Origin of the sequence: Nocardia rhamnosiphila NBRC 108938, from assembly GCF_000720425.1 — a bacterium.
Lineage (GTDB): Bacteria > Actinomycetota > Actinomycetes > Mycobacteriales > Mycobacteriaceae > Nocardia > Nocardia rhamnosiphila.
On record NZ_JOAJ01000001.1, the window covers coordinates 1,288,204 to 1,310,743 of the forward strand.

Below are 22,540 nucleotides of genomic sequence, written 5' to 3' on the forward strand. Positions count from 1 at the left end.
CCACCGGCCCTCCCCGGCCGGCCACCTACGCAGACCGTTACCGCGCGCTCCTGGCGCCGGTAGCGAGGAGGTCGACGGCGAGATCGGTACCGGTCGCCGCCCGCACCTGCTCCACCCGCACTTCCGGTGCGAGTTCGCGCAGCACCAGGGTGCCGTCCTCTCTATCGATGACGGCGAGATCGGTGATGATCCGGTGCACCACGCCCTGCCCGGTCAGCGGCAGGGTGCACTTCTCGACGATCTTGGCGCCGCCGGTGCGATCGGTGTGCTCCATGACGACGATGACGCGGCGGGCGCCGTGCACGAGGTCCATGGCACCACCCATGCCCTTGACCATCTTGCCCGGCACCATCCAGTTCGCGAGATCACCGGTGCGCGAGACCTGCATACCGCCGAGGACGGCGGTATCGATGTGCCCGCCGCGGATCATGCCGAACGACAGCGCCGAATCGAAGAACGCCGCACCGGCGTTGACCGTCACGGTTTCCTTACCCGCGTTGATCAGGTCGGGATCGACCGCGTCCGCGGTGGGATAGGGCCCGGTGCCGAGGATGCCGTTCTCCGAGTGCAGGACGACCCGCACCTCCGGCGGGAGATAGTTCGGGATCAGGGTCGGCAGGCCGATGCCCAGGTTCACATATTCACCGGGACGCATCTCGGCCGCGGCCCGTCGCGCCATCTGCTGCCGGGTCCAACTCATACCGACGCCTCCTGGACTGTCCGTTTCTCGATCCGTTTGTCCTGCGGCCCGGTGCGGACGATGCGCTGGACGAATACACCGGGCAGATGGATCTGCGAGGGATCCAGCTCGCCGGGTTCGACGAGTCGTTCCACCTGGGCGATGGTCACCTTCCCGGCCATCGCGGCGAGCGGATTGAAATTCATCGCGGTCTTGTCGAACACCAGGTTGCCCTCGGTATCGCCGACGACGGCGTGCACCAGCGCGAAATCGGCGAGGATCCCTTCTTCCAGGACGTAGCGCCTACCGTGGAATTCCCGCACCTCTTTGGGCGGGGACGCCACCGCCACCGAGCCGTCGGCCCGGTACCGCCAGGGCAGACCGCCCTCGCTGATCGGCGTGCCCACCCCGGCCGGGGTGTAGAAGGCGGGGATGCCCGCGCCGCCGGCCCGCAGGCGTTCGGCCAGCGTGCCCTGCGGGGTCAGCTCCACCTCGAGTTCGCCCGCGAGATACTGCCGGGCGAATTCCTTGTTCTCTCCCACATAGGACGCCGTCACCCGCGCGATCCGTTTGGCGGAGAGCAGGATTCCGAGGCCGTAGTCGTCGACCCCGCAGTTGTTCGAGTAGACCTCGAAACCGGTCGCAGGACCCGCGGCGATCGCGGCGATCAATGCGTCCGGGATACCGCAGAGCCCGAAACCGCCGACCGCCAGCGTCGCGCCGTCGGCGATATCGGCAACGGCCGCGGCGGCCGACGCCGCCACCTTCGCGCTCATCGGTGCGCCTGCGTGGCGGGCAGGATCCGGGCACGCACTTCACCGAAACCGATCCGGGCGCTCCCGGGCCCGGGGGCGGTGGCCGCGATGGCGATCTCGTCGCCGTCCTCGAGGAAGGTCCTGGCCTCACCGTTGACCTCGATCGGTTCGGCCCCGCCCCAGGTGAGCTCGATGAAGGCGCCGCGCTGATCTTTGTGGTCGCCGGAGACGGTGCCGGAGGCGAACAGGTCACCGGTACGTGCCGCGGCGCCGTTGATCGTGGTGTGGGCGAGCATCTGCGCGGGCGACCAGTACATCTGGGCGTAGGGCGGCCGGGAGACCAGTTGCCCGTTCCATTCGACGGTGAGGGCGATATCCAGCCCCCATTTCTCCGCACCGCGCAGGTAAGGCAGCGGCTCGGGGTCCTGGACCGGGGTGTCGATCCGCGCCGCTTCCAGGGCGGCCAGCGGCACCACCCAGGGCGAGATCGAGGTCGCGAAACTCTTCCCGAGGAACGGTCCGAGCGGCACGTACTCCCAGGCCTGGATATCGCGGGCGGACCAGTCGTTGACCACCACCGCGCCGAAGACGTGCTCGGCGAATTCGTCCGGCGTGATCACGGTGCCCGGCGCGGACGGCACCCCGACGACGAATCCCAGTTCGGCCTCGATATCCAGCCGCCGGGACGGGCCGAAGCTCGGGACCTGCTCGGCGGGCGATTTGCGCTGCCCGCAGGGGCGGACGATATCGGTGCCGGATACGAGCACCGTGCTCGACCGCCCGTGGTAGCCGACCGGGAGGTGTTTCCAGTTCGGCATCAACGGCGCCGAATCGGGCCGGAACAGTCTGCCCAGATTGGTGGCGTGCTGTTCGGAGGCATAGAAGTCCACGTAGTCGGCGACCTCGATGGGCAGATGCATCGTGACATCGGCGAGCGCGAGCACGGCGTCCGCGGGCACCTCGCCCCGGACCAGTTCGGTGATCCGGGTACGGGCGGCTGCCCACCGCTGGGGGCCGAGGGCCATGAAATCGTTGAGCGACGGACGCGCGAACACCTTGTCCCCCAGGGCGGCGACCAGATCGACGACCGTATCCGCGACCCGGACACCGACGCGCGGCGCGGTGCCGGGGGTGGAGAAGACGCCGTAGGGCAGATTGTCGAGCCCGAAGGGGGAATCGGCGGGGATATCGATGACGGTCATGACGCTGATCTTTCGGAGACGGGCCGCAGGGCGGCCGGAAGCAGGTTCAGATCCACCAGTTCGGTGAGGGGGTCGTGGATACTGCAGGTTCCGAACGAGCGGAAGGCACCCCGCACAGCTTTCTCCTCGGCTTCCGACAGCGCGGCCAGCTCGGCGGCGATCGCGGCGCCGTTCCGGTTCGCCAGCACTGCCTCGAGCGCACCGGTATCGGCACCGGCGAGAGCCAGGTGGGCCGCGAGCAGCAGGTTGAGAAAGCCGTGTTGTTCGAACCCGGTGGTGGGATCGGTATTGCGGACGGCGTGGTGCAGCCCGGCGGTCGCCTTGAACGGGACCCCGGCGGCGACGGCCGACCGTAGTGCCGCCGCGAGTTCCCGCTCGTCCGGATACGCCGCGGCAACGATGCCGCCGGTGCGGAACTTCGCCGCGTAGGGCGAGCCGGCCAGCCGCTCCAGGAAGTCCGGCCGCCGGTCGTCCCGCGGCACCTCGACGTACACCTCGAGACCCGCGATCCGGCCGCCGATCGGTTCGAGCGCCGCGAAGAATTCCGTCGCGGACAGCCGCGCCGGGGCAGCGATCTCCAGACCCGTCACCGTCAGCCCGTCGATCGCGGCCGCCTGCTCCAGCGCCGGAGCAACGGTCTCCGGCCCCTCCGGGGCGGTGAACACCACGGGCAACGATCCGGGTGCTCGTGGCGCCAGTTCGGCGAGCCGCGGGATGGGGAAGATCAACGGTCCGACGAGCGCGGCGAAAACACTGGCCCGATAGCGCGAGTGCGCGGCCAGCGCGGCGGGCAGCGACGCGTTCCCGGGTGGGAAGAGCGCCGCGTCGTCACACAGCCCACGCAGCAGAGCGGGGATCACGCGCTCACCTCCCCCAGCCACGACCACGCGTACTCGGGGTCCTCGCACGCGAGCGCGCCCTCGCCCAGTTCCAACGGGGCGAAGGTGTCGACCATGACCGCGGTCTCCGCGACGGATTCGAGACCGAGCGAACGTTCCATACCGCCGGGCTGCGGCCCGTGCGCGTGCCCACCCGGATGCACCGACACCGACCCGAGTCCGATACCAGAACCCTTGCGCGCCTCATAGTTCCCGCCGCAGTAGAACATGACCTCGTCGGAGTCGACATTGGAGTGGTAGTACGGCACCGGGACGGCCAGCGGATGGTAATCGACCTTGCGCGGGACGAAATTGCACACCACGAACCCGGTTCCCTCGAACGCCTGGTGCACCGGCGGCGGCTGATGGACACGGCCGGTGATCGGCTCGAAGTCGTCGATATTGAACGTGTACGGATACAGGCACCCGTCCCAGCCGACCACATCGAACGGGTGCCGCGGGTACACCATGCGGGTGCCGACGATGCCACGGGAGGTGCGGTGTTTGACCAGTACCTCGACCTCGACGCCCTCGGCGAGCAGGACGTCGCGGGGGCCGTGCAGGTCGCGCTCGCAATAGGGTGCGTTCTCCAGCAGCTGCCCGAACCGCGAAAGGTACCGCTTGGGCGGCACGATATGGCTGCTCGACTCGATCGCGTAGGCGCGCAGCGGTTCGTCGCCCTGCGGAATCCAGCGGTGGGTGGTGGAGGTCGGGATCACGACATAATCGCCCGGCCGCGCCGCCAGGGCGCCGAACACTGTTTCCACCCGCGCCGCACCGGATTCGACATAGACGATCTCGTCACCGAGGGCGTTGCGGTACAGCGGCGACTCCTTCGCCGCGACCACATAGGAGATCCGCACATCGGCATTGCCGAGCAGCAGCCGGCGGCCGGTGACCACATCGGTATCCGCCCAGGTTCCGGCCGGGAACAGCGTGGGCAATTTCAGGTGCCGAGGTTTCAGGGGATGGTTGGGCGTGGTGGTCTGGTCGGGGACCTCCCACACCTCGGCGCCGGAGATCGCCGACGGGATCCCGCGGTGATAGAGCAGCGACGAATCCGAGGAGAAACCCTCCTCCCCCATCAACTCCTCGTAGTAGAGCCGGCCGCTGTCGTCGCGGTGCTGGGTGTGGCGTTTCGGCGGAACGTTGCCGAGTTGGCGGTAGTACGCCATGACCTGCCTCCTCGTGGAAACGGATGTGGATCGGGGAACGGTGGGCGCACGGTGCCGCCGCGAGTGACCTCGGCCGGCCCGCGGCGGCGACGCGCTCAGTCCACCCGCAGTTCGATGCCCTTGGTCTCCTCGACGAAGAAGACCGTGCCCAGCGTGAGCAGCGCGCAGAACACGAAGTAGCCCGCGGGCGCCAGCGAATTGCCGGTCACGTCGATGAGCCAGGTCGCGATGAACGGCGCGGTCCCGCCGAGCAGCATATTGGTGATGTTGTTGCCCAGCGCCAGACCGCTGTAGCGGACCGAGGCCTTCAGCATCTCCACGTAGGTCACATACGAGGCACCGTTGACGACCGAGACACAGATGAACAGCACCGACTGGCCGACCACCGCCTGCCAGGCGCCCGCCCCGGCCATCAGCACGAACATCGGAACGCCGAGCAGGGCCGCGGCGACGCTGCCCCACAGCAGTACCGGTTTGCGCCCATAGGTGTCGGCGAGGTAGCCCGCGATCGGCAGCGTGATCACACCCAGCACCAGTGCCAGCGAGGTGGACAGGAATGCCAGCGTCGAGGAATGACCGCCCGCGGTCTGCAGGTAGGTCGCCGCGTACACCGAGGCGATGTAGTAACCACCGGTGATGAGCGCACCCAGGAAGACAATCTTGACCACGGCGCCGCCGGAGGTGCGCAGCAGTTCCATCACCGGCAGTTTCTTCGTCTCACCCTTTTCGGCGAGTTCCTCGAACTGCGGGGTGTCCTCCATATGGTTGCGGATCCAGATACCGACGACACCGATGACCACGCTGAGCAGGAAAGGAATACGCCACGCCCACGCCAGAATTGTCTCCTCGGAGAAGATCGAGGTGAGGGCGAGCGCGACCAGCGAGGCGACGAGGGACCCGAGATAGGTGCCCGAGTTGACCATCGAGGTCTGGGTCGCGCGCCAGCGCCGCGGCGCCGATTCGGAGACGAAGGCATTGGCACCGCCGAGTTCGCCGCCGGCGGCGAAACCCTGCAGGCACCGGGCCAGCACCAGGGCCGCGGTGGCCCAGACGCCCAGCGTGACGTAGGTCGGCATCAACCCCATCAGCACCGTGGCGACCACCATCAGCAGGATGGTCCACGACAGCGCGCTCTTGCGGCCGTACCGGTCACCGATATGGCCGAAGAAGATCCCGCCGGGCACCCGCAGGAAGAACGCCACCGCGAACGCCGCGAAGGTGCCCAGCAGCGCCGCCGTTTCGTTCTCCGAGACGAAGAACAGGGTGGCGACCACGGTCGCCATGTACCCGTAGATACCGAAGTCGTAGTACTCGACAACGGTACCGACGATGGCCGCGCGGACCACCTTCACCGACGACTGGCCCGCGGAGCCACCGGCGGCCGAATCGGAGCGGTGCGCTTCTTTGGGCATCAGCTCGTGTCCCAACATGTCAGTTACCTTGTGCTTTCGTGCGAGAGTGCGACTCGGCCGCGGCCGCGCGACCGGCGATGCGCCCCATAGTCAATGCGTTGGCGACGGCGTTGCCGCCGCCCACATAGCGGAGTCCGAGGACCCCGCCTCCGGCCTCGCCCGCCGCGAAGAGTCCCGGAACGGGACGTCCGGTGGCGTCGAGGACGGCAGTATCGGAATTGATCTCGAGACCCGTATGGGTGCAGACGAGTTCGGCGGGCAGGATCTCGGCCGCGTAGAACGGTCCCTCGGTGATCGGTTCGAGCCGGGTATCGCTGTGCTTGGCGGCCAGCGAGACGTGGCGACGGAAATCATCGTCGGCGCCGGCCGGCAACTGGGCGTTCCACCGGTCGACACCGGCTTTCAACGTCGCGGCCGGAACCTCGATGGCCGCGGCGAGTTCGTCCCAGGTATCGGCCCGGGCGGTGCGCCCGGCCGCGGCCTCCTCGGCGACCCGCTCGGGGGTCCAATCGGTGTAACCGGCCGGGAGCCCCACCCGTGCCTTCTCGTCGAAGATCATCCAGGCGGAGCCGCCCTGCTGGTCGAGGATCCCGGTGGATACCGCGTAGGGCGCGTCCTCGTCCATGAATCGCCGGCCGTCCCGGTTGACGTACAGCCGCGACGGCGGCGGGAAACCCGATTGCCAGTGGTGGTGTCGCTGGAAGTACACGGTCGGCATGAGCAGACCCCACTCGTGCCCGGCCAGGGCGGCCTCGACCTGGGCGCCGAAGCGAAGATGGTCGCCCCGGCTGCCCGGTGCCGCGACGACGAACAATGCCTCGCCTGCCGCACGAGCCGCCGGGAAGTAACGGTCCACGAAGCCGGGGTCCTGGGCGAATCCGCCGGTGGCCACGACCACGGCTCCGCCGCGCACCTCGATACCGTCGGCCACCACCCCGGTGACCCGGCCGTCGGTGACCAGGAGTTCTTCCACCCGGGTGTTGAGCACCACCTCGACACCGTGCCCACGACGTGCCCGGTCCAGGACCTGGACCAGGCCGTAGCCCTGATCCTTGGGGACATGCGCCCGCCAGACATCCTCGACGCCCGCCCGGGCCAGACCTGGCTGGTGGGCGTTACCGGATTCCACGGCGGGAATCTCGACTCCTAGGCCGATGAGCCATTCGAGCGTCGGCGCGGCCTGCTCGCAGAAGGTGTGGATCAGGCCCGGGCGCAGCACCCACTGGTTGAGATCCATGTAGTGCTGGAAGAACTTCTCCGCCGAGTCCTCGATCCCCAGCGCACGCTGCACACTGGTGCCGGCCGCGGTGAACAGGCCCGCGGACAGCTGGGTGGAACCACCCAGTTCCCGTTCCGATTCGAACAGCAGCACCGAGGCGCCGTCCTCGGCGGCCGAGACCGCCGCGGCCAGCCCGGCCCCGCCGCCACCGATCACGATGACATCGAATGCGTCGTCCACTACAGGCTCCCCTCGGTCTCCGCGACGATGCGGTGGTACAGACCGTTGGAAACCAGGCCGCCGTCGACGGTGACCTCGCTGCCGGTCATATAGCTGGACCGGTCCGACAGCAGGTGCAGGACGGCGTCGGTGATCTCCTGCGGCGCACCCATCCGGCCCATCGGGATGGACCGCAGCGACGACTCCACGAACGCGCCCGAGCCGCTCACCAGCGCCGTACCCACCAGACCGGGATGGACGGAATTGACCCGGATATTCCATTTCGCCAGGCCACCGGCCGCCGATTTCGACAACCCGGTCAGCCCCCATTTGCTGGCGGAATAAGCCGGCGAGAAGTAGCCGATCTGCCCGGAGACGGAGGAGATGTTGACGATGGAACCGCCGCCGGAATCCCGCATGAGCGGTGCCACGGCCTGCATTCCGTAGAACGGGCCGAACAGGTTGATCCGTAGGGTCCGGTCCCAGATCTCGTCCGGGGTGTCCATGAACTCGAGCCGCCGCGAGATACCCGCGTTGTTCACCAGCCCGCCGAGTCCGCCGCGCCGGGAACCGATCTCGTCCACCACCCGGGTCCAGTCCTCCCGGTCCGCGACATCGAGGCGGTGGGTGCTGGCGGACCCGCCGGCGGCGACGATCTCCGCCGCCAGCTCTTCGGTGTCGGCGACGTCGGCCAGGCATACATGGCTGCCGAGCGCGCCCAGCGCCCGGGCATGGGCGGCGCCCATGCCCGCGGCGGCGCCGGTGACCAGGACCACGCCGGGATAGGTCGGCCGGTCAGACATGGCGGGACCCACCGTCGACGGCGATGCTGTGCCCGGTGACGTAACGGGCACTGTCGGACAGCAGGAACAGCAGTGGGCCGAACACTTCCTCGGGAGAGCCGAGCCGGTGCAGCGGGACGACCTCGAGCGCGTGCGCGAGGGCCGCGGGATCGTCCTGCACCCAGCGGGTCATCGCGGTGTCGATATAGCCGGGTGCGATGGAGTTGACGCGGATTCCTTTGTCACCGAGTTCGACGGCGAGCGATTCGGTCATATGCGCCACCGCGGCTTTCGACGTGCAGTAGGCGCCGCGCCCCTTGCGCACTCGTAGCGCCGAGACCGAGGACATGTTCACGATGGCGCCGCCGGGCGCCATGTGCCGGGCCGCGGCCTGGGCGCCGTAGAGCACGCCTTCGACGTTCACCTTCAGGGTCGCGCCGATCTGCTCGGACGAGATGTCCTCGGCGAGCGCGAACGGGAAGATACCGGCGTTGTTGATCCAGAAATCGATTCGCCCAAATTCCGCGACGGCACGCTCGGCGAGTCTCTCGTGATCGGCGGGGACGGTCACATCCGCGCGCATCCCGACCACGCGTCCCGGTTCGGCGGCGAGCGAATGCGCGGCGAGCTCGGACCCGATCCCCCGCGCGGTCGCGACGACCTGATCTTCGTTGATATCGGCGGCGACCACCGACACCCCTCGGGTGGCCAGGCCTGCCGCGAATACCGCGCCCATCCCCTGGGCCGCCCCGGTGACCACGGCGACCTTGCCGGCCATCTCCGGGTAGTGCGCGGTCATCGGTGCCGCGTCCGTGCGCCCGGGGTTGAGCTGCTCGGTGGTGGTGCTCATCTGTTGTCCTCCGAAATCGTGTGGAAATCCGTGCGGGGTCGCGCCGCGGCCTACCGCGGTGGCGCGTCGTCGCGGCAGACGCGCCGGTGGGCGACCGACCAGCGGTCGCCGGTGAGTTCGAGGCGGTCCTCCAGCGTGGTCATCCGCACCAGGCGCGCGGCCCCGCCGCGCGGGGTGGCCACGATCTGCAGGTAGGCGCCGACCTCGACGGTCGAGGAGTCCAGTCGCCGGATCGCGATATTCGTGACGACGTGCCGATGTACCTCGTCCGCCGCCCGGGCCGCTGCGTGGAACGCGCGCGCGAACTCGGTGAGCGCCGCGGTCCCCGTGACCGGCTCGGGATAGCTCGGTGAGTGGAACTCACCGGCCGGTGTGAAGGTGGCCGCCCAGTCGGCGGCCCGGCCGTTGTCGATGTGGTGGCTCTGGAAGCCGTACAGCTGGTGGACCGCGGCGACCGTCGCCGGATCGGGCAGGTCGCCGATCGAAACCGTGGTCATCGAATTCTCCTCGACGTGATCGCAGAGCCTCCGCTTGCCCCCACCGGCTCGGTGTGCGATAATCGCACGCACTGTGCGATATGAGTGAAGGCTAGGTGTCGCCACTCACAAAAGTCAAGAAGGACGTGATGAACCACAGCACCGCCACCGGAAGCGAACGCGCCGCCGGGGTCCAGCTCGACTCGGGAATGTCGAAAACGCTTCACCACGGGCTCGAGATCCTGGAGGCCCTGGCCCGACATCCACACGGGCTGTCGATCACCGATCTCGCCGATACCGTCGGCGTGCACCGGACCGTCGCGCACCGGCTGGTCCGCACCCTGGAAGCCCACCGCCTGTGCCGCCGCGACGACACCCGGCGCGTCACCCTGGGCGCGGGTCTGGTCACCCTCGCCGAGCCGGTCGAACAGGATCTGCGCACGGTCGCGCGGCCGGTGATGGAGGAACTCGCCGACCGCACCCGCGCCACCGTCCACCTGGTACTCCGCGAGAACGAGACGGAGGTCCGCGCGCTGCTGGTGGTCGAACCACGCAACGCACAGGTCCATGTGGCCTTCCGGCCGGGTCAGATCCATCCCATCGACCGCGGCTCGGCGGGCCTGGCGATGCTGGCCGCACTGCCGGCGGTTCCCGGCGAACGCCCCGAGGTCGAGACCGCGCGCGACCGGGGCTACGCCCTCACTCGCGGCGAGGTCGTGGCGACCATGTTCGGTATCTCGGCGCTCGTACCCCGCCGCCGTGGCGAACCGGAAGCCACCATCGGCATCTCCGTCTTCGAGGTCGACGACGAGCCGGCCCTCGCGATCGCGGTCCGCGAAGCGGCCCGGCAACTGGGCACGCTGCTGCACTGAACCCGGCGCCGGCCCGGAACGACCCGCTATGCCGCGCTGCCGGGTCATCCGGTGCCCGCGCCCGGGAGGTGTTCACCGCACACGGGCCGCGGCCGGGCGGGAGCCCGCGGCCGCCGCCGGATCGGAAAAAGGAGCGCGCGCCGGAACGCTCACACCCTGTCACCTGCGCGAAGTCGCCGCCGAGGTCGTCCGCGGACAGCCTCCGCTCAATTCAACGATCGGTGACTGTAGCGCCGTGTCGGTGGATTGCGACATGTCTTTCGGGTAAGTGTTCTCCGGATCACTCGGTCACTCACGACCCGGCCGATCCACCCGCCCGCCGAAAATACGGGCGAGTAGCACCCGCACGCTGTGCACATAGTGGTCCCGCGGGTGCACACTACGCAGAGCCGAGCCGAAAACGGCTCATCCGTGACCGTGCCCCACAGACGAAGGAGCCAGGGATAGTGTTCAGTCGTATCGCCATCGTGAACCGGGGAGAGGCGGCGATGCGCCTTGTCCACGCCGTCCGGGATCTGGCGGCCGAAACCGGGCAGCCGATCCAGACCATCGCGCTGCACACCGATGTCGACCGGAACGCGACCTTCGTCCGGGAAGCCGATATCGCCTACGACCTCGGCCCCGCCGCGGCCCGCCCCTACCTCGACCTCAAGGCCCTCGAGCGCGCGCTGCTGGCGACCGGCGCCGACGCCGCCTGGGTGGGTTGGGGATTCGTCGCCGAAGACCCGGCGTTCGCCGAACTGTGCGAGCAGATCGGCGTCACCTTCATCGGCCCGAGCCCCGACGCCATGCGCAAACTCGGCGACAAGATCGGCGCGAAACTGATCGCCGAAGAGGTCGGCGTGCCGGTGGCGCCCTGGAGCCGCGGCGCGGTCGAGACGGTGGAAGCCGCCGCAGCGGCCGCGGCCGAGATCGGCTACCCGCTGATGCTGAAGGCGACCGCGGGCGGCGGCGGCCGCGGTATCCGCGTGATCAACAACGAGGCCGAGCTCGTCGATGCCTACGAGCGCACCAGCCAGGAGGCGGCCCGCGCCTTCGGCAGCGGCATCGTATTCCTGGAGCGGCTGGTCACCGGCGCCCGCCACGTCGAGGTCCAGGTGATCGCGGACGGCCAGGGCACCGCCTGGGCGCTCGGTGTACGCGACTGCTCGGTGCAGCGGCGCAACCAGAAGGTCATCGAGGAATCGGCCTCGCCGGTGCTGCGGCCCGAGCAGGCGGCCGAGCTCAAGGCGTCGGCCGAGCGGCTGGCGGTCGCGGTCGGGTACCGCGGCGCGGCGACCGTCGAATTCCTCTACCACCCGGGCGACCAGCTGTTCGCCTTCCTCGAGGTCAACACCCGCCTGCAGGTCGAGCACCCGATCACCGAGATCACCACCGGTTTCGACCTGGTTCGCGCGCAGCTGCACGTGGCCTCCGGCGGCCGGCTCGAGGGCGAACCGCCGGCCGAACGCGGGCACGCCATCGAGGCCCGGCTCAATGCCGAGGACCCCGACCGCGACTTCGCCCCGTCCCCCGGCCGGATCGCGCATCTGGACCTGCCGGCCGGCCCGGGTATCCGCGTGGATACCGGTGTCAGCGAGGGCGACACCATCCCCGCCGATTTCGATTCGATGATCGCCAAGATCATCGCCTACGGCCGCAACCGCGACGAGGCGCTGGGCCGGTTGCGCCGGGCGGTCATCGAAACCCGGGTGATCATCGAGGGCGGCGCGACCAACAAGAGTTTCGTCCTCGACCTGCTGGATCAGCCGGAGGTCATCGACGGCAGCGCCGACACCGGCTGGATCGACCGGGTACGCGGTGAGGGCCGGCTCATCTCCCACCGGCACTCCGCCATCGCCTTGGCCGCCGCCGCCATCGACGCCTACGAGGAGGAGGAGCAGGTCGAACAGCACCGGCTGCTGTCCACCGCCTCTGGTGGCCGTCCCCAGGTGCAGCACGACAGTGGACGTCCGCTCGACCTGAAGTTGCGCGGTGCGGGCTACCGGGTCCGGGTGGCCCGGATCGGCGCGCACCGGTTCCGGGTCGGTATCGAGGCGGGCACCGATATCCGCACCGCCGACGTCGATCTCGAACGTTTCGATCAGCACACCGGCCAGCTCGTGGTCAACGGCGTCCGCTACCGCCTGATCACCGGCACCCACGGGCCGGTGCACCTCGTCGACGTCGACGGTGTGACCCACCGGGTCAGCCGGGACGAGGGCGGCGTCGTCCGCTCCCCCGCGCCCGCGCTGGTCGTGGCCACCCCGCTGGAGGTCGGCGCCGAGGTCGAGGCCGGCGCACCGGTACTGGTGCTGGAGAGCATGAAGATGGAAACGGTGCTGCGGGCGCCGTTCCGGGCCCGGCTCAAGGAATGCAATGTCTCGGTCGGCACCCAGGTGGAAACCGGGGCACCGCTGCTGCGGCTGGAACCGCTCGCCGACGAGGGTGACGAGGCCGAGGCCGACACCGCGACCGCCACGGTCGAACTGGATCTGCCCGCCGAATCGGACCCGCAGCCGCACCAGCGGATGGTCCGCGGCCAGCAGGATCTGCGCAGTCTGCTGCTGGGCTTCGATGTCGACCCGCACGACGACCGCCGGGTTCTCGACGAGTACCTCGCGGCCCGGCGCGCGGCCGTGGCGGATAATCGCCGGCCGCTGGCCGAGGAGCTCGAACTGGTGCAGGTCTTCGCCGACCTGGCCGAACTGAGCCACAATCGGTCCTGGGAGGACGATCCCACCCCGGGTCACGTCCACAGTGCCCGCGAGTACTTCCACACCTATCTGCAGAGCCTGGACGTCGAGCGGGCCGGCCTCCCGGAGTCCTACCGCGCGAAGCTCGCCCAGGCGCTCGGGCACTACGGCGTCACCGAGCTGGACCGTACGTCCGACCTCGAGGCCGCGGTGTTCCGGATCTTCCTGGCCCAGCAGCGGCCCGCCGATACGGTCGAGGTCGTCTCGGCACTGCTGCGCGAATGGCTGAACGAGCCGATGCCGGACCGGGTGCTGCGCGAACCCGTCGGCCTGGCGCTGGAGCGGCTCGTCGCCGCGACCCAGGTGCGGTTCCCGGTGATCGCGGATCTCACCCGCGGCCTGGTCTTCGCCTGGTACGGGCAGCCGGTGCTGCGCCGCAACCGGGCCCGCGTCTACACCGACGCGCGCAAGCACCTCAGCTATCTGGACGCGCATCCGCAGGCGTCCGACCGGACCGCGCGGATCGCCGAGATGGTGAGCGCCACCGAACCTCTGGTGCGCCTGCTGGGCCAGCGGCTCTCGCGCGGCTCCGCGGACAACACCGTCATGCTGGAGGTGCTGACCCGCCGCTACTACGGCAACAAGGACCTCACCGACGTCCGCACCCGCGACGCCGGCGACTATACCTTCGTCGTCGCCGAACGCAAGGGCGTGAGCCTGGTATCGGCCGCCGTCAGCTTCGACTCCCTCCCCCGGGTGGTGGCCGGACTGGCCGAACTGTCGACCGGCTCCGCCTCCATCGAGGCCGATATCTACCTGTCCTGGGAGAACCAGCCCGAGGACTTCGATGCCATGGCGTCGGCACTGCAGGAGGTGCTCAACGCACAGCCGGTGTCCAACCAGGTACACCGGATCACCGCCACCGTCGCGGGTAGCGACAACGCGGTCATGCACTACCACTTCACGTTCCGTCCGTCGGCGACCGGCCTCGACGAGGAACGTCTCATCCGCGGTCTGCACCCCTATATCGCGCAGCGGATGCAGATGAAGCGGCTGCACAAGTTCGACCTGACCCAGCTGCCGTCCTCGGACAACGAGGAGGTGTACCTGTTCCGGTGTGTCGCCAAGGAGAACCCGGCCGATGAGCGCCTCGTCGCGTTCGCCCAGGTCCGGGACCTGACCGCGCTGCGCGACCACGACGGCCGGCTGGTCACCCTGCCGACGGCCGAGAGCACCATCGCCACCTGCCTGGACTCCATCCGCCGCGCGCAGGCGGGGCGGCCGTCGTCCAAACGGCTGCAGACCAACCGGATCGTGATGTACGTCTGGCCGCCGATCGATATCACCCGCGGCGAACTGGAGGCGATCGTCGAGCGGGTGCGCCCCACGACCACGGGTGCGGGCCTGGAGGAGATTCTGCTCATCGCGCGTCAGCGCGACGCCCGGACCGGTGATCTGGTGAAGCTGGCCCTGCGGATCTCCTTCGACGCCACCGGCGGCACCGAACTGACCGTCGGCGAGCGGTCCGACGATCCGGTCGAGCCGCTGGACGCCTACCGGCAGAAGGTGCTGCGCGCCAGCAGCCGCAACACGGTGTACCCGTACGAGCTCACCGGCCTGCTCGGTGAATTCACCGAATACGACCTCGACACCGACCACACGCTGGTGCCGGTCGACCGGCCCAAGGGCCGCAACACCGCGGCGATGGTGGCGGGTGTGGTGACCACCGTGACCGAGCGGCACCCCGAGGGTGTCACCCGGGTGGCGCTCCTCGGCGATCCCACCAAATCGCTGGGCGCGCTGTCGGAGCCGGAATGCCGCCGGGTGATCGCCGCGCTGGATCTGGCCGAGAAGTTGCAGGTCCCGCTGGAGTGGTACGCGCTGTCCTCGGGCGCCCGGATCTCGATGACCTCGGGCACCGAGAACATGGACTGGGTGGCGGCGGCACTCAAGCGCATCGTCGAGTTCACCCAGGACGGCGGCGAGATCAATATCGTGGTCGCGGGGATCAATGTCGGCGCCCAGCCGTACTGGAACGCCGAAGCCACCATGCTGATGCACACCAAGGGCATCCTGGTGATGACCCCGGATTCGGCCATGGTCCTCACCGGTAAGCAGGCCCTGGACTTCTCCGGCGGCGTCTCGGCCGAGGACAACTTCGGGATCGGCGGCTACGACCGGGTCATGGGCCCGAACGGGCAGGCCCAGTACTGGGCGCCGAACCTGCACGCCGCCCGGGCCGTGCTGATGTCGCACTACGATCACACCTATGTCGTCCCCGGTGAGAAGGGGCCGCGCCGGGCGCCGACCACCGACCCGGTGGATCGGGACATCTCCGGTTTCCCGCATGTCATGGCGGACAGCAGTTTCACCACGGTCGGTGAGATCTTCTCCGCCACGGCCAACCCGGACCGTAAGAAGCCGTTCGATATCCGCACGGTCATGCGGGCGGTGGCCGACCAGGACCACGAGGTGCTGGAACGGTGGGCGGGGATGGCCGATGCCGAGACCTCGGTGGTCCAGGACGCACATCTGGGCGGAATCCCGGTGTGCCTGCTGGGTATCGAGTCGCGGGGCGTACCGCGGCGCGGTTTCCCGGCCACCGACGGCCCGGACACCTACACCGCGGGCACCCTGTTCCCGCGGTCGTCGAAAAAGGCCGCGCGGGCGATCAACGCGGCCAGCGGCAACCGGCCGCTGGTGGTGCTGGCGAATCTGTCCGGCTTCGACGGTTCCCCGGAATCGATGCGCAAACTGCAGCTCGAGTACGGCGCCGAGATCGGCCGCGCGATCGTCAACTTCGAGGGCCCCATCGTGTTCACCGTGATCTCGCGGTACCACGGCGGCGCGTTCGTCGTGTTCTCCAAGACGCTGAACCCGAATATGACCGTGCTCGCGCTGGAGGGGTCCTTCGCCTCGGTGCTCGGTGGCGCACCCGCCGCCGCGGTCGTCTTCGCCGGCGAGGTGGACAAGCGGACCGCGTCGGACCCGCGGGTCCGGGATCTGGAGGCCCGCGCCGCGAACGCCTCCGGCACCGACCGCGCCACCCTCACCGCCGAACTCGACGAGCTGCGGTCCACGGTCCGCACCGAGAAACTCGGTGAGGTCGCCGCCGAGTTCGACCGCGTGCACGATATCCACCGCGCGGTAGAGGTCGGCTCGGTCGACGCCGTCATCCGGGCCGCCGAACTGCGTCCGCGCATCATCGAGGCCATCGAGGCACATCTGGCGGGCTGATTTCCGGCCGGTCGTCCTCGAACGGCATCCCACCGAGCATCGGGTGCCCCGCTTTCGCGGCGGGGCACCCGATGTGCTTTCGTACCCCCGCGGCCGTTGCCCTGTGGCAGCGGCCGTTCTGCTGCGCGCCCCGGTGCCCGGCGCGGTCCGGCACGGATTGGCCTCAGCGCGAGCACAATCCTGGCCGACCGCCCGCGCCGGACCTACCGTCGGCGACCATGACCACCGGCACCACAGCGCTCAACGACATCACCGACGCCACCGCGAAGGCCGTACGGGAGAACCCCGCCGCCGCCACGGTGCTCTTCCGGGCCGCGGGCGCCCCACAAGGCGCGGTGGGCAGCACGATCACCGCGGGCGCACACCGCTTCCCGGTGGACGAACCACCGGCGCTCGGTGGCGACGACACCGCCGCCAATCCGGTCGAGGTCTATCTCGGCGCGTTGATCTCCTGCCATATCGTCACCTACCGGTTCTGGGCCCAGCGACTGGGCCTCGTGGTCGACGACCTGTCCGTCGAGGCGGAAGGCGACCTGGACGTGCGCGGCTTCTTCGGTCTCGACGACCGGGTGCGCGCCGGGTTCCAGGCCGTGCGAGTGCGGGTGCGGATCGCCGGACCGGAGACCGCCGAGCGCTACGCCGAACTTCAGACCGCGGTCGAGGCGCACTGCCCGGTCCTGGACCTGACCACCGGCGTGACCCCCGTGGTCACCACTCTCGTAACCGACTGAGTCGTACATGTGCTCGGGGTATCGGCGAGTAGACCACAGCGTCCTCCAGGGAGGTACCGGCCCCGACCACGGTAAGGACTCGTCGCCTGCTCCGAGCACCGGACAGCACCGCTTGCTCCGCACGTGGGTGTGCAGCTCGTCGATCCGGGTGGTGCCCGATCGACGACCTCGGCCACCCAGGCGGGAGACTCGTGGGCGGCCCGCATCCGGCGGGCCCGGACGGTGCGCGGCCCGACGAGTTCCATGCACTGCAATAACCGTCACAGTCCACCGGAGCGCACTGATCAGGAATCGAGAAGCGCAGGTGACCGGCCCGGAATTAGCGTGAGCAGCATGAACGCTTCGACACACACCACCACTGCCCTCACCGTCCACCTCGAGGTTCCCGACCCCGATGCCGCCCGAGCCACCTACGCCGCCGCCTTCGGCCTCGGTGCCGGGCTGGACTTCCGCGCCGGACAAGACCCCACGAACGGATTCCGCGGCTACATCCTTTCCCTGGTGGTGTCGCAACCCGGGAACGTGGACAGTCTGGTCGACAGCGCGCTCGGCGCCGGCTTCACCACCCTGAAGCCGGCCGCGAAGAGCTTCTGGGGCTACGGAGGTGTCCTCCGGGCACCCGATGGCGCGATCTGGAAGATCACGACCTCGCAGAAGAAGGACACCGGGCCGGTCACCCGCGACATCGACGAGGTCGTGCTGCTGCTCGGGGTCGGCGACGTCAAGGCCGGCAAGCGGTTCTATGTCGAACGCGGCCTGACGGTGGCCAAGAGCTTCGGTGGCAAGTACGTGGAATTCGCGACCCCCGACTCGCCGGTGAAGCTGGCACTCTACGGACGCCGCGCCGCGGCGAAGGACGCCGGCGTCTCCCCGGACGGGGACGGTTCGCACCGTATCGTCATCGCCGGCACCGCTGGTTCGTTCACCGATCCCGACGGCTTCGTCTGGGAGTCCACAGCCGGGTGAGCCCGAAGAGGCTCGCGACGGCCGCGGATTCCACCGGTAGCGGCGCGCGGAATGGGTTCGGCGCCGCGGCATCCGGTGCGGTGGACCCCGATGCCGGCGGCCTTCGTCGAAGCTCAGTCGGCGGCGATATGCGCCGGTCGCTGCCGGACGAAGGCGAGCACGGGCAAGGCGGTGACGAGCAGGACGGCACCGGCGGCGGTGAGCGCGAGATGGTCGGCGGAGGTGAATGCCTCGTGCACCGCGGCCGTGATCCGGTCGGCGAGGGCGGCGGGCAGCGAGGCGGTCGACGAATCGCCTTCGCCGGCGGCCTCGACAATCTTGCCGACGGTCTCGTCGGGAAGGTTCTGCCGGTGCAGATCACCGGCGAGCTCGGTGGCGAACCGCGTGGTCAGGATGGTGCCGAGAATGCTGGCGCCCAGGACGTTACCGACCTGGCGGAACATATTGACCGCGGCACTGGCCATACCGGCCTGGTGCAGCGGAACACTGATGACGGCGGCCGCGGTGGACGGCGCCACGAGCATCCCGCTGCCGATCCCCACCAGCAGCAGGCCCGGCCAGACCCGTGCGAACCCGGGCTCGGGCGGGGCGGCCAGCAAGGCGAAGACCCCGGCGGCCATGACGAGCAGGCCCAGAGTGAGCATCGTTTTGAAGCCGGTGCGATGCACGAGACGACCGGCGAGGGCACTGACGAGGATGAACGGTACGAACATCACCAGCAGGCGAATTCCCGCGCCGAGCGGGGTGGTCTCCTGTACGTGCTGGAGATAGAGCACGGTGACCAGGGCGGTCCCGGTGAACGCGAACATCGTGATGGCGGCGCCGGCCATCACCGCACTGAAGGACGCCGACCGGAACAGCGTGACATCGAGCATCGGATCGGGATGGCGCGCCTCGTACCAGACGAAGCCCACCAGGGAGACCGCCAGTACGGCGTACGCCACCAGGATATGGCCGGCGGTGTATCCCGAGGCGCCACCCTCGATCACCGCGTAGGTCAGGGCGCCCACCGCGAGCGTGCCCAGCGCGATACCGACGGGGTCGAGGGTGCGGCCGGGCTGGCGGCTCTCGGCGACGAGGGTGACAGCACCGAGCACAGCGATCGCCCCGAGCACCACATTGATCATGTAGATCGAGTGCCAGGAGAAGGTGTCCAGCAGGGCACCGGCGACGAGTGGGCCGACGGCCAGCCCGAGACCTGAGCTGCCGGCCCAGATACTGATCGCCTCGGTGCGTTCGTGATCGGCGAAGGCGTGGCTGACGATGGCCAGACCGGCGGGCAGCACCATCGCCCCGCCCACGCCCATGACCACCTGCGCGGCGATCAGCGCCGACGTACTGTGCGACGCGAACGCGGTGGCGCTTCCCACCGCGAAGAGGATTGCGCCGGTGGCGAAGACGAGCCGGCGGCCGACGAGGTCGGCCAGGGTTCCGGCACCGAGTACGAGACTGGCCACCACCAGGCTGTAGGCGCTACTGATCCATACCGCGGCCGCGGAACCGGCATGCAGATCGGACTGGATGATCGCCAGGCCGCCGATGGTCGACGAGACATTGACGAAGGTCATCATCGTGCCGACACAGACCACGGCCAGCACCCACCAGCGGCTGCGTGGCCCGGAATCGGCAATGGCCGGCGTAGGGGCGGTTCGGGAATCGTCGCGGATAGCCGACTCGGACTGACTCATATCGTGCGGTGTCTTTCTCACAGGTGACGCAGACATCCGATGCGCTACGCACTCGCGGGCCATCGGACTCGGCGACGCAGATGCGCGGTGACCTGCGGCTCGGCGACGCCGGCCCGTGGTTTCCGCGCCGGCCGGGACCTGCTCGGGCGCCACGGGCAGGGACAACGTACCCCGCCACGGCCGTGGGTACCGTCACCGGCGGGAAGAGCGCCGAGAGCAGGTGGCGGGTCCCGCGGCGTCGGGTGCCGGGCGTCGCGACCGGCCGGCCTCAGCGGGCGAAGGTTGCGGTGTGGGCAGCGGCGACCAGGCGGGTGAGTTCGGTTCCCGCGTCGTCGCCGAGGACCGCGAACGCGGGGGCGATGAGGTCGTCGGTGATCGATTCCGCACGCTGCCAGGCGGCGCGGATCTCGGCGGAGATCTCCTCGAACGGTTCGGGCCACCCGTACCAGCGGGCCTGGCCGGGGCCGTCGTTGAGGGGCGACCCGGAGATCAGCACGGCCTGCAGTGGGGTGATCCCGGCGGCCCGCACGGCGAGAAGGTGCAGTCCGCCGCGCAGTTCGCGCAGAAGGTGGGCGAGCTGCATGACGCGGCCGGGCGCGTCACCGGGCAGGGGTACGGCGCGCCACCCCGCGAACAACGGGAGTCCGGCCGGATCCGCCGCCGCGACAACGGCATCCAGCAGTTCGGCCAGGCGCGGCGCCTCGTCGAAGGATGCGAGCTTCCGGCGGCCGAAGTCCTGACAGGCCAGCGCGTACCGGTGAGCGGCCTTCGCGGCGGGCATCGGGACCGACTCCCATGCCGCGCGGATCGAGTGGGCCGGAAAGAACCCGAACGCCGCGGTCACCACCTCGGCGTCCACCTCACCGAGCACACCCCCGCGGCCGCGCGTATAGGGACCGAAGAATTCGTCCACACCGGTTTCGGCGGCGTACTCCCGGGCCTCCCTCGAAAACATGAAACCACCGCCGAGTTGCTGGATATGTGCGTTCACCGTGGCGCCGACCGACATCTTCGTTCCTTCCACTGCCCGGATATCCGCCCCACCGTATCCACCTTTTACGCCGTACGGAAGCCGCGCGCACCGCACTGCCGCGCCCGGACCGCCGACCGGCCGATACTCGGCGCGCGGTGCCGGGTGTGGCCGGCCGGGTTCGGGGTATCCGCGCGCCGTGAACTCACCCATCGGAACAGCCGAGTCGTATTGGATCGATTCCACCGGGCCGACGTCGTATCCGCCGCTGACCGGCGATGTCGAGGCAGATGTCGCGGTGGTCGGCGCGGGCATCGCGGGGATCTGCAGCGCCTGGGAGATCGCGGCCACCGGGCGTTCGGTCGTAATACTCGAGGCCGACCGGATAGTCGGCGGAACCACCGGCTACACCACGGCGAAGGTGAGCGCCCAGCACACGCTGGTCTACGACATGTTGCGTTCTTCGTTCGACGAGGAGACCGCGCGCCTGTACGCCCGCTCGCAGCAGGACGCGGTCGAGCATCTCGACCGCACGGCCGCAGAACTGGGTATCGACTGTGAACTGGAACGGGCACCCGCCTACACCTATGTCACCGAGGAGAAACGGATCGACCAGATCCGCGCCGAGGTCGATGCCGCGCGGCACGCGGGGCTGCCGGCCACCCTGGTCACCGAGACCGGTCTGCCTTTTCCGGTGGCGGCGGCCGTCCGTGTGGCGGACCAGATCCAATTCCATCCGCGGCGCTACCTGCTCGGCCTGGCCGAGGCCCTGATCGCGCGTGGCGGCCGCATCTTCGAACGCACGCGGGTCGTCGCCCTCGACGAGGGCAACCCCTGCCGGTTGACGACCGAGTCCGGCGCCGTGGTCCGCGCGCGCGACGTCGTGGTCGCCACCCACTACCCGGTCTTCGATCGAGCACTGCTCTTCGCCAGGCTGCAGCCCCGGCGCGAGCTGGCCGTCGCCGGCGTGATCGCCGCCGAGCACGACCCGCGGGGTATGTACATCACGCCGGAGAACAACACCCGCTCGGTGCGCACCGCTCCGTACGGCGCGGACCGGCGGCTGCTCATCATCACCGGCGAGCATCTACGGCCGGGCACGGCCTCGACCACGGACCGGTTCGACCTGCTGGCACAGTGGGCTCGCGACCATTTCCCGGTGGACTCCCTCGCCTACCACTGGGGCGCCCAGGACAACACCACCTCCGACGGGATGCCCTATATCGGCCGCTTCCATCCCGGCGCCCGGCACGTATACGTATCCACCGGTTTCGGCGGCTGGGGGATGACCCACGGGATCATGGGCGGGCGCCTGCTGGCCGCCGAACTCGCCGGCGAACCGACTCCCTGGGCGAAGATCTACGACCCGCGCCGCCTGCATCCGAAGGTCGAGGCCGGGAGCCTGCTGACGTCCGGGTTGGAGGTGGGCCGCCATCTCGTCGGCGACCGGCTCCGCCCGCATACCTTCGTCGACTCCGCCGCGGACCTCGCCCCGGGAAACGGAGCGGTGATGCGCAGGTCCGGGCGCCGCAGCGCCGTCTATCGCGACCACGACGGGCGGCTGCACTCGGTATCGGCGGTATGCACCCATCTGGGTTGTCTCGTGGCCTTCAACGATGCCGAAACCAGCTGGGACTGCCCCTGCCACGGATCGCGCTTCGATATCGACGGCAAGGTCCTGGAAGGCCCGGCGACCAGACCCCTGGAATCGCACGACGCGGGTGAGGACTGACCGTCGAGGGTGGAGACCGAAA

At 69.4% G+C, this 22,540-nt stretch carries 17 protein-coding genes; 5 read left to right on the forward strand and 12 right to left on the reverse strand.

Annotated features, from left to right (window positions below):
• Positions 1-37 precede the first annotated feature (37 nt).
• From IG75_RS0105715 to IG75_RS0105760, 10 genes are all read right to left on the reverse strand, one after another.
• Complete coding sequence (locus IG75_RS0105715) at positions 38-700, reverse strand: CoA transferase subunit B (RefSeq protein ID WP_030520100.1); 663 nt, start codon at positions 698-700, stop codon at positions 38-40.
• On the reverse strand, positions 697-1,455 hold the full coding sequence (locus IG75_RS0105720) for a CoA transferase subunit A (protein WP_030520101.1): 759 nt from the start codon (positions 1,453-1,455) through the stop codon (positions 697-699). The genes IG75_RS0105715 and IG75_RS0105720 overlap by 4 nt, the downstream gene beginning before the upstream one ends.
• Positions 1,452-2,636, reverse strand: coding sequence for a fumarylacetoacetase (fahA, locus tag IG75_RS0105725; protein WP_030520102.1), 1,185 nt, complete (start codon positions 2,634-2,636; stop codon positions 1,452-1,454). The genes IG75_RS0105720 and fahA overlap by 4 nt, the downstream gene beginning before the upstream one ends.
• Entirely contained in the window at positions 2,633-3,496 is an 864-nt protein-coding gene (locus IG75_RS0105730; protein WP_030520103.1) for a hypothetical protein, read from the reverse strand. The genes fahA and IG75_RS0105730 overlap by 4 nt, the downstream gene beginning before the upstream one ends.
• Positions 3,493-4,689 (reverse strand): homogentisate 1,2-dioxygenase, encoded by a 1,197-nt coding sequence (locus tag IG75_RS0105735; protein WP_030520104.1) that lies wholly within the window; start codon positions 4,687-4,689, stop codon positions 3,493-3,495. Before IG75_RS0105735 ends, IG75_RS0105730 begins: the two co-directional genes overlap by 4 nt.
• Positions 4,690-4,784: 95 nt before the next feature.
• The gene (locus IG75_RS0105740) at positions 4,785-6,101 is read right to left on the reverse strand and encodes an MFS transporter (RefSeq protein ID WP_051714393.1); all 1,317 of its coding nucleotides are present in this window, start codon (positions 6,099-6,101) and stop codon (positions 4,785-4,787) included.
• 19 nt (positions 6,102-6,120) lie between these two features.
• Entirely contained in the window at positions 6,121-7,560 is a 1,440-nt protein-coding gene (locus IG75_RS0105745; RefSeq protein ID WP_030520106.1) for an FAD-dependent oxidoreductase, read from the reverse strand.
• Positions 7,560-8,342 (reverse strand): SDR family NAD(P)-dependent oxidoreductase, encoded by a 783-nt coding sequence (locus IG75_RS40130; RefSeq protein ID WP_030520107.1) that lies wholly within the window; start codon positions 8,340-8,342, stop codon positions 7,560-7,562. The genes IG75_RS0105745 and IG75_RS40130 overlap by 1 nt, the downstream gene beginning before the upstream one ends.
• Positions 8,335-9,171 carry an SDR family NAD(P)-dependent oxidoreductase gene (locus IG75_RS0105755; RefSeq protein WP_030520108.1) on the reverse strand — a complete coding sequence of 279 codons (837 nt, stop codon included), beginning with the start codon at positions 9,169-9,171 and terminating at the stop codon, positions 8,335-8,337. The genes IG75_RS40130 and IG75_RS0105755 overlap by 8 nt, the downstream gene beginning before the upstream one ends.
• A 50-nt stretch (positions 9,172-9,221) precedes the next feature.
• A complete protein-coding gene (locus tag IG75_RS0105760; RefSeq protein ID WP_030520109.1) occupies positions 9,222-9,668 on the reverse strand; it encodes a nuclear transport factor 2 family protein in 447 nt (148 codons plus the stop codon).
• Between the two features lie 128 nt (positions 9,669-9,796).
• Here IG75_RS0105760 and IG75_RS0105765 point away from each other — a divergent pair, with 128 nt between their 5' ends.
• The 4 genes from IG75_RS0105765 to IG75_RS0105780 all read left to right on the forward strand — a co-directional run bounded on the left by IG75_RS0105765 (position 9,797) and on the right by IG75_RS0105780 (position 18,128).
• On the forward strand, positions 9,797-10,519 hold the full coding sequence (locus tag IG75_RS0105765) for an IclR family transcriptional regulator (protein ID WP_030520110.1): 723 nt from the start codon (positions 9,797-9,799) through the stop codon (positions 10,517-10,519).
• Positions 10,520-10,965: 446 nt separating this feature from the next.
• Positions 10,966-16,431 (forward strand): ATP-binding protein, encoded by a 5,466-nt coding sequence (locus tag IG75_RS0105770; protein WP_030520111.1) that lies wholly within the window; start codon positions 10,966-10,968, stop codon positions 16,429-16,431.
• A gap of 218 nt (positions 16,432-16,649) precedes the next feature.
• Complete coding sequence (locus IG75_RS0105775) at positions 16,650-17,162, forward strand: OsmC family protein (protein ID WP_030520112.1); 513 nt, start codon at positions 16,650-16,652, stop codon at positions 17,160-17,162.
• A gap of 333 nt (positions 17,163-17,495) precedes the next feature.
• Complete coding sequence (locus IG75_RS0105780) at positions 17,496-18,128, forward strand: VOC family protein (protein WP_030520113.1); 633 nt, start codon at positions 17,496-17,498, stop codon at positions 18,126-18,128.
• 113 nt (positions 18,129-18,241) lie between these two features.
• On the opposite strand, the gene IG75_RS0105785 is transcribed toward IG75_RS0105780, so the two are convergent.
• Together IG75_RS0105785 and IG75_RS0105790 are read right to left on the reverse strand one after the other, a co-directional pair.
• Entirely contained in the window at positions 18,242-19,816 is a 1,575-nt protein-coding gene (locus IG75_RS0105785) for an MFS transporter (protein ID WP_081876743.1), read from the reverse strand.
• 268 nt (positions 19,817-20,084) lie between these two features.
• Complete coding sequence (locus tag IG75_RS0105790) at positions 20,085-20,825, reverse strand: SCO6745 family protein (protein WP_030520115.1); 741 nt, start codon at positions 20,823-20,825, stop codon at positions 20,085-20,087.
• 160 nt (positions 20,826-20,985) lie between these two features.
• Here IG75_RS0105790 and IG75_RS0105800 point away from each other — a divergent pair, with 160 nt between their 5' ends.
• Positions 20,986-22,518 carry an FAD-dependent oxidoreductase gene (locus IG75_RS0105800; protein ID WP_030520116.1) on the forward strand — a complete coding sequence of 511 codons (1,533 nt, stop codon included), beginning with the start codon at positions 20,986-20,988 and terminating at the stop codon, positions 22,516-22,518.
• The last annotated feature ends 22 nt before the right edge of the window (positions 22,519-22,540 follow it).

Coding starts and splice junctions, on each gene's coding strand:
- IG75_RS0105720 (WP_030520101.1), bottom strand. CDS start 1,455: ATGAGCGCGAAGGTGGCGGCGTCGGCCGCCGCGGCCGTTGCCGATATC.
- IG75_RS0105785 (WP_081876743.1), bottom strand. CDS start 19,816: ATGAGTCAGTCCGAGTCGGCTATCCGCGACGATTCCCGAACCGCCCCT.
- IG75_RS0105735 (WP_030520104.1), bottom strand. CDS start 4,689: ATGGCGTACTACCGCCAACTCGGCAACGTTCCGCCGAAACGCCACACC.
- IG75_RS0105740 (WP_051714393.1), bottom strand. CDS start 6,101: ATGCCCAAAGAAGCGCACCGCTCCGATTCGGCCGCCGGTGGCTCCGCG.
- IG75_RS0105760 (WP_030520109.1), bottom strand. CDS start 9,668: ATGACCACGGTTTCGATCGGCGACCTGCCCGATCCGGCGACGGTCGCC.
- IG75_RS0105765 (WP_030520110.1), top strand. CDS start 9,797: ATGAACCACAGCACCGCCACCGGAAGCGAACGCGCCGCCGGGGTCCAG.
- IG75_RS0105715 (WP_030520100.1), bottom strand. CDS start 700: ATGAGTTGGACCCGGCAGCAGATGGCGCGACGGGCCGCGGCCGAGATG.
- IG75_RS0105790 (WP_030520115.1), bottom strand. CDS start 20,825: ATGTCGGTCGGCGCCACGGTGAACGCACATATCCAGCAACTCGGCGGT.
- IG75_RS40130 (WP_030520107.1), bottom strand. CDS start 8,342: ATGTCTGACCGGCCGACCTATCCCGGCGTGGTCCTGGTCACCGGCGCC.
- fahA (WP_030520102.1), bottom strand. CDS start 2,636: ATGACCGTCATCGATATCCCCGCCGATTCCCCCTTCGGGCTCGACAAT.
- IG75_RS0105780 (WP_030520113.1), top strand. CDS start 17,496: ATGAACGCTTCGACACACACCACCACTGCCCTCACCGTCCACCTCGAG.
- IG75_RS0105775 (WP_030520112.1), top strand. CDS start 16,650: ATGACCACCGGCACCACAGCGCTCAACGACATCACCGACGCCACCGCG.
- IG75_RS0105755 (WP_030520108.1), bottom strand. CDS start 9,171: ATGAGCACCACCACCGAGCAGCTCAACCCCGGGCGCACGGACGCGGCA.